The organism is Psychrobacter sp. TB20-MNA-CIBAN-0197 (genome assembly GCF_040309765.1).
GTDB classification, from domain to species: domain Bacteria; phylum Pseudomonadota; class Gammaproteobacteria; order Pseudomonadales; family Moraxellaceae; genus Psychrobacter; species Psychrobacter submarinus.
Genome location: NZ_JBEOPC010000572.1, coordinates 1 through 273, shown reverse-complemented (window position 1 = coordinate 273; position 273 = coordinate 1). Strand labels below are relative to the sequence as shown.

Below are 273 nucleotides of genomic sequence, written 5' to 3'. Positions count from 1 at the left end.
ATCACATTGCGCTGGGGCGATGTGCGCATGGATCTGGCGGCGCTCACTGCGGCCGATGTCGGGCTGCCGATTCAGGTCTGGGTGCCACCGGCGGTCATTGTCGAAGCGGGCGAAGACCTGCGGCTGGACGTGACCTACTGCATCCTCGACCGGGTCGGTAACAACTCGCGCTGGGCACCGCCGCGCACGTTGAAAATCGGTTGCGTGAATCCGTACGTAAAAGTCCCGTTGAAACCCGAATTCAAGGCTGCCGAATCGCGTACCAAGTGATAC

The 273-nt window shown here is 61.2% G+C and carries 1 protein-coding gene; it reads left to right on the top strand.

The window, feature by feature from the left end; genetic code table 11:
- A partial coding sequence (locus AAEY83_RS15015; protein ID WP_351060153.1) for a hypothetical protein occupies positions 1 to 270 on the top strand: 270 nt, incomplete at its 5' end.
- Positions 271 to 273 lie beyond the last annotated feature (3 nt).